Source organism: Thermococcus sp. (genome assembly GCF_027066465.1).
In the GTDB taxonomy this organism is placed as follows: domain Archaea; phylum Methanobacteriota_B; class Thermococci; order Thermococcales; family Thermococcaceae; genus Thermococcus.
Window position 1 is genome coordinate 1 of sequence record NZ_JAMONU010000187.1, and the last position, 5,857, is coordinate 5,857.

At 55.8% G+C, this 5,857-nt stretch carries 6 protein-coding genes and 1 pseudogene; all 7 read right to left on the reverse strand.

Features of this window, described 5'->3' with window-relative positions; translation table 11 throughout:
- Positions 1-12 precede the first annotated feature (12 nt).
- Entirely contained in the window at positions 13-459 is a 447-nt protein-coding gene (locus MVK46_RS09325) for a nucleotidyltransferase (RefSeq protein WP_297536405.1), read from the reverse strand.
- Positions 460-498: 39 nt separating this feature from the next.
- Entirely contained in the window at positions 499-816 is a 318-nt protein-coding gene (locus tag MVK46_RS09330) for a hypothetical protein (protein WP_297536406.1), read from the reverse strand.
- 1 nt (position 817) lies between these two features.
- Positions 818-1,645 carry an NADH-quinone oxidoreductase subunit B family protein gene (locus MVK46_RS09335; RefSeq protein ID WP_297536407.1) on the reverse strand — a complete coding sequence of 276 codons (828 nt, stop codon included), beginning with the start codon at positions 1,643-1,645 and terminating at the stop codon, positions 818-820.
- On the reverse strand, positions 1,645-2,265 hold the full coding sequence (locus tag MVK46_RS09340) for a 4Fe-4S dicluster domain-containing protein (protein ID WP_297536408.1): 621 nt from the start codon (positions 2,263-2,265) through the stop codon (positions 1,645-1,647). The genes MVK46_RS09335 and MVK46_RS09340 overlap by 1 nt, the downstream gene beginning before the upstream one ends.
- Positions 2,265-4,064: an NADH-quinone oxidoreductase subunit C gene (locus MVK46_RS09345; protein ID WP_297536409.1), complete on the reverse strand. Its 1,800-nt coding sequence runs from the start codon at positions 4,062-4,064 to the stop codon at positions 2,265-2,267. Before MVK46_RS09345 ends, MVK46_RS09340 begins: the two co-directional genes overlap by 1 nt.
- Before the next feature lie 3 nt (positions 4,065-4,067).
- Positions 4,068-4,991: a respiratory chain complex I subunit 1 family protein gene (locus tag MVK46_RS09350; protein WP_297536410.1), complete on the reverse strand. Its 924-nt coding sequence runs from the start codon at positions 4,989-4,991 to the stop codon at positions 4,068-4,070.
- A 4-nt stretch (positions 4,992-4,995) separates the two neighbouring features.
- Positions 4,996-5,857 (reverse strand): annotated as a pseudogene (locus MVK46_RS09355) (hydrogenase); the annotation flags it as partial.

Here is a 5,857-nt window from a genome sequence, read left to right on the forward strand (position 1 = left end):
AAATCGCTCCAATCATTCCTTCCTCTCCTCGTCCAGCTGGATGTACTCGATGGTGCTGATGTACTTCACGTAGTCCATCGCCTTCTTCGGATTCAGCATGTCGTTCATGAGGTTCTGGAAGTAGTTATCCTTATCGTAGGCGACCTCATAGTTAACCACAACATCGAGGTAGCCCGAGTGGAAGTTCTCGGCTTCCTCGCGCGTGTAGAGCTCGAAGGAGACGTGATAGCCGTATTTCTCCTCTATAGGGTCGCGAACCTTCTCCACGAAGTCCGCCATGCGGTTCATCTTCACCGGGTCGTAGGGTTTATCGATGATTACGACCACGTCTATTTCAGGGAAGCTCGGGTCGCGGAGATGCCTCCCGTAGAAGATTATCGAGAGAAGGTTGTCGCCGTAGAAGTCTTTCACCCTTTGAATCAGCTCCTCCTTGGCCCTCTTCAGCGTCTCCTCGTTCATATCACCACCTCCCGAGAAAAGTTGTGGGAAAATAAAAGTTTAATCGAAGCTGTAAACGTGCCTGTACTCGATGTGGAGCTTGCTCTCGGAGTCGAGCTTCTCAGCGGCCTCGAGCAGAACTTTTCTGTCCTTCTCCGGCAACTCCTTAATCGGGAGCCTCAGCACGTCCCTAACCTCGATGTTGAACGCCCTCACGTTTTCGTCTATTCCAAGGGTCTCTTTTATGAGCTTCACGGCCTCTTCGCTGAGCTCGCCCTCCTCCTCTATGATGAGCATATCGCCTGCATAGTGGCCGGTTATCCTCGCCGAATACTCCGGGTAGTCCTCGTACTTGAAGCGGTAGAGCTTCCAGGGCACGTCAAACACCCGCCGTCACGGGATACTTCCTCCTCATGGACTCACCGAGAGACGTGTACTCATCATAGAGGCGCCAGAACTCGTTTTCGAGGAAGCGCATGGCGACCTTTATCCTGGAGTCCTTCTCCTTGAGGAAGTATCCCGTCACAAGGTCGTGGAGCTTCTCTCTGGGGTTCTCGTCTTCGAAGGCCTTACCGACGAGCGCTATAAAATCATCCAGCACAGCATCGCGGTCATAGTAGCCAACTACGCGCCTGAGCTCCTCGCGAAGGGTGAGCCAGTAGCGGAGAGGTATCGGCCTGTCCGGGATTCTGAACTCGACCTCGTTCTCGGCCTTGGGCTTTTCCTCCGGAGGGAGGGCGACCCAGTATTCACCCTTCATCTTCTTCTCCTTGATGCCGAGCAGTTGAGCGACGCCGTAGAGTATCTCCTCCGGACTTGGCGGACAGCCGGGGATGTACATGTCTATCGGCACTATCATCTCCGGCCCGCCGCTCCTGAGCCTGTCCCTCCCGCGCTGGGGGGAGGTGTTGTAGAGGGCGTAGCTGTTGTAGAAGATTCCGCCGCTGGAGGCGCAGGTTCCAACGGCGACCACTATTCTGGGCTTCGGGGGCATGGCCTCGTAGGCCTTTCTAATCGCTATCCTCGTCTGCCTCGTCAGCGGGCCGGTGATGAAGAGAACGTCGGCATGCCTCGGGTTTGGAACTACTTTGATACCGAGCCTCTCCAGGTCGTAGTAGGGCGTGAGGACGTCGAGCACCTCGATATCACAGCCATTGCATGAACCGGCGTCAACGTGATAGACCCAGACGGACTTCAGACGGGCCATTACTTCTCACCTCCTTTCTTGTCCTTGACCTCTCCGACGAGCATGAAGGCCGAAACAGGTATTCCCTCAGTCTCCCTGAGCTTTTCAACGGTCTTGCGCATCTTTGCTTCCTGTGTCAGGCCGATTCTCTCATCCAAAGCGTACATCTCAAAGATTTCCTTGGGCAGAATTGCCTTTACGTATTCAATCTGTCTCTCAGTGAAGTCGAGGTACTCTCCGCATTCCTCACAGTAAGCGAGCTTGTGCTCGACGACCTCGACCAAATCTTCCTTGTTGTCGGTCGCTATTTCAAAGCGGGTGGTTGGCTCCATCGCGCCGGTTGGGCAGACCTCTATGCAACGAGCGCACCTTATGCAACGTGCCGCGTTGTAGGTCAGCCTCTTTATGCCGTGCTCCTTGTCCCACTCCATTATGAGCGCATCCGGCGGGCAGGCGTTTACGCAGGCACCGCAACCTATGCACTTCTCGGGGTTGATGTGGGGAATTCCCCTGTATTCGGGCGGCTTCTCGATGTCAATAAAGGGATAGGGGGTGGTAACCGGAGCCTTCTTGCTGAACTTTTCAGCCTCGAAGCGGTCCCACTTCTTGAGCTTCTCGGTGTAGGAAACTGCCTCCGCCATCAGAACACCCCCTTATACTTTATCGAGAGTTCATTGAACTCGGCCTCTGTGAGCACCTTCACCTTGCCGGTCTCGACGTCGACGAACTGAACCCTCTCCGTACAGGAGTAGCACGGGTCAATGCTCGCTATGATGAGCGGTGCATCCGCCACGTGGTAGCCCCTGAGCATCTCGGGAATCGCCGGCAGGTTGTTGTACGTTGGTGCCCTCACCTTCCAGCGGTAGACCTTGTTCTTCTCGCCGGTCATGACGTAGTGGACAACCTCACCGCGGTGGGCCTCGGTGAATCCGAGGGCCTCCTCGTACTCGGGCAGGTCGCCGATTGGAACCATTATGTCCCCGCCGGGCATCTGGTCTATCAGCTGCTCAACAATCCAGAGGCTCTCGAAGAGTTCGTCCATCCTGACGAGAACCCTCGCGAGGACGTCGCCCTCCTTGTAAACCGGAACCTTGAAGTCCACCTCGTTGTAGGCCATCGCCGTCTTCGTTGCCTGGTCAAGCCTCGCGTCTATCCTCCTTCCGCTCGCCCTGGCTGTCGGTCCGAGAACGGAGTAGGCCTTGGCGACCTTGTAGGGAAGGATTCCAACTCCTTCAGCGCGCTTGATGAAGGTGTTGGTGTTCAGCGCTATGTCGAGGAACTTCTTGGTGCCCTCCCTGATTTCCTTCACGACCTTGAGTATCTCCTCCTTGCGGTAGTCGAGGATGTCCCTTCTAACTCCACCGACGATGTTCATTCCGTACTGCTTCCTGTTTCCCGTCAAGCGCTCGACGAGCCACATGACCGGCTCGCGGATTCTCCACGCGTGCATGAAGCCGGTGTCGAACCCGACCATGTGGGCGGCTATTCCAACCCAGAGGAGGTGGTTGTGTATCCTCTCCAGCTCGAGCATCAGCGTCCTTATGTAGCGCGCCCTGTCCGGGATTTCAACATCCGCCAATCTTTCAACGGCCATCGCGTAGCTGACCGAGTGCTGGTAGCCGCAGATTCCACAGATTCTCTCGGCGAGGAAGAGCACCTGGTTGTAGGTGAGCCTGCCCTCACCTGTCTTCTCGATTCCCCTGTGGGAGTAGAAGCCGCGGTAGTCGACGTCAACTATGGTCTCTCCTTTCACGAAGAGCCTGAAGTGGGCCGGCTCCTCGACACCCATGTGGACGGGTCCCAGGGGCACGAGGGAGGTGCCTTCGGGAGTCGGCCGGTACTCGGTTTTCGGTTCTGTTATCGGGGAGTGCCTGTAGTCCATGTCCTTCCTGAGCGGGTAAACACCATCTGGCCAGTCCTCCGGAAGGATTAGCCTCCTCGGGTCCGGGTGACCGACGGGGTTGAAGCCGAGCAGGTCTTTAACTTCCCTCTCTATCCACAAAGCCGCCGGAAGCTTTGCCGCGACGCTCGGAAAGCTCGGGTCGTCGGCGGGAAGGTACGCCTTTAGGAAGACCCAGTAGTTCCTGTCCATGTTCCTGTGCTCCACCTGAACGCTGAGGAAGGGCATGTAAACGAAGTGACCGTTGAGGGGCCTCTCGTCTGTTCCGACGGCGGTTGACATGTGGGTCTCCTTGAACTCCGGGTGGTTGTGCCACCAGAGGACGGCATCCGGAAGGACCTCCCTGTCGATGACGAACATGTACTGACCGTAGGTCATCCTCTTACATTCCCTGATGTGCTCTTTGAAGGCCTCGTAAAACTCCTTGAGACCCTCTCTTTCCGAAAGGATTGTCTCAACGTCCGCCTTTGCACAGCGGCCGTTTTCACACGCCTTGCATTCAAATTCAAAGTGAGCTTCCAAATCCTTCGTCGTTACCATTTTTCACCACCCCATGAACGCCATTGCGAGGATACCGAGTCCTATGAAGAATATCTTAACGTTAACCTTCACAACGTGGTCTATGCGGAGCCTTGCGTTGGTCGCCTCAAGGGCCGCTATTATCGGGTAGAACGCTATCGTCAGGAGTATCTGGACTATGAACAGGCCGACTGAGGTTATGACGTCGTTTATGGGCCTCATGACCGGGTAGGTTATCAGGCTAACGAAGAACCACAGCAGGGCGAAGCGCTTGATGTATATCGCGTAGTAGAAGACCCCGAGGAGCCTTCCGCTGTACTCGCTGAGGGGTCCGCCAATGACCTCCTGCTCGGCCTCGGCTATGTCGAAGGGAACGAAGCCGCTCTCCACGTAGAGCGCGTAGGCGAGTATGATTATGGCGAGTATGAGCGACGGGGTGAGGTGGAGGTTGTTGAATATGGTGGCTATGTTGAGGGAACCCGCGTTGTACGCGAGGACGCCGTAGACCACCGCGAGGATTGGCTCGACGGTGAGGAGGAGCTGCATTTCCCTCGCTGAACCGAGATGGCTGAAGGCGCTCTGAACGCTGAAGCCCCCGAGCATTATGAAGACGCTGACCATCACTATGACGTAGAAGAACACTATCAGGTTGTAGCCGTAGTTTATCGGGACGTAGCCGCCATAGGGCAACAGCAGGGCCGCGGTTATTGCAGATGCCAGGGCGAGGTACGGGGCTATCCTGAAGACGGCGCTCTTGGTCGGGATGACAGAGGGAATGGCAAAGAGCTTCTTGAGGTCGTACCATGTCTGACTGAGCGGAGGACCGCGCCTGTACTGGAGTCTCGCCTTGACCCTTCTCGCTATTCCGTCCAAATATGGGGGAAGCAACAGGAAGAGGATAACGCCCGCGATTTTGAAGGCCCAGCCAACGTATTCGTTCATCTTCATCACCTCACAGCCAGACTATGATTCCCACGATTATGGCCACAACAATTATTGCCAGTGCTATGAACGTCCCGAGCCTGAGACCCGGAAGAACGTCCCTGACTATCCTGAACAGCCTGACAACTGGCCTGAAGGTTTCCTCGTCGAGGTACATGACCTCAAGCGAATACAGGTCGCTGACCTTCTCTATCTTCGTGTACGGGGTGTCCACTATCTTCACGAAGTAGCTCGCAACCCAGAGGTATGCCTTGACGATGTGGTCTATTATGCCCTTACCGAAGGAGTACGCCCAGTCGGTGAAGGCGTAGAAGTGCCCTATCTTCTCCTCGTACTTGAGGTAGTAGTCCTCAGCGAGCACCTTGTATTCGTCCTCGTTTATGCTCGTGGCACCGCAGTCCCATGGCCTCGCCGTTGGACCCTTGAGCGGCCTGAAGTAGGCGTAGACTATGAAGAACACGATGCCGAGGAGGATTATGAAGACTATCGGCAGGAACGTGACCGAGTTGAAGCCTATCTTGTAGACGTTGTGGGTAACCGGGGCGGTTAGTCCATGGTTGACGGTAGCGACGCCGTCGTTGAGGAACTTAACGACCGTGAAGGGGAATATTCCTATGAAGAGCGTCAGTGCCGCGAGTATCCACTCGCCAAGCTGCATAACTGCCGGAACCTCTTTAACGTGCTCATAGCGCTTCATCTCGCCGCCGAACTGGGCCGTGTAGAACTTGATGAACGAAGCCAGTGTCGCCGCGCTGATGAAGGCCGCCATGACAGCTCCAAACGCGAGGAAGTAGTTGCCAGACTGGAAGCCGGCCACGTAAATCAGCCACTTGCTTATGAAGCCGTTGAAGGGCGGTATTCCGCTTATTGCC

Excerpts from the sequence above, each read along its gene's own strand:
- MVK46_RS09325 (WP_297536405.1), bottom strand. The coding sequence starts at position 459 with ATGAACGAGGAGACGCTGAAGAGGGCCAAGGAGGAGCTGATTCAAAGG.
- MVK46_RS09335 (WP_297536407.1), bottom strand. The coding sequence starts at position 1,645 with ATGGCCCGTCTGAAGTCCGTCTGGGTCTATCACGTTGACGCCGGTTCA.
- MVK46_RS09340 (WP_297536408.1), bottom strand. The coding sequence starts at position 2,265 with ATGGCGGAGGCAGTTTCCTACACCGAGAAGCTCAAGAAGTGGGACCGC.
- MVK46_RS09345 (WP_297536409.1), bottom strand. The coding sequence starts at position 4,064 with ATGGTAACGACGAAGGATTTGGAAGCTCACTTTGAATTTGAATGCAAG.
- MVK46_RS09350 (WP_297536410.1), bottom strand. The coding sequence starts at position 4,991 with ATGAAGATGAACGAATACGTTGGCTGGGCCTTCAAAATCGCGGGCGTT.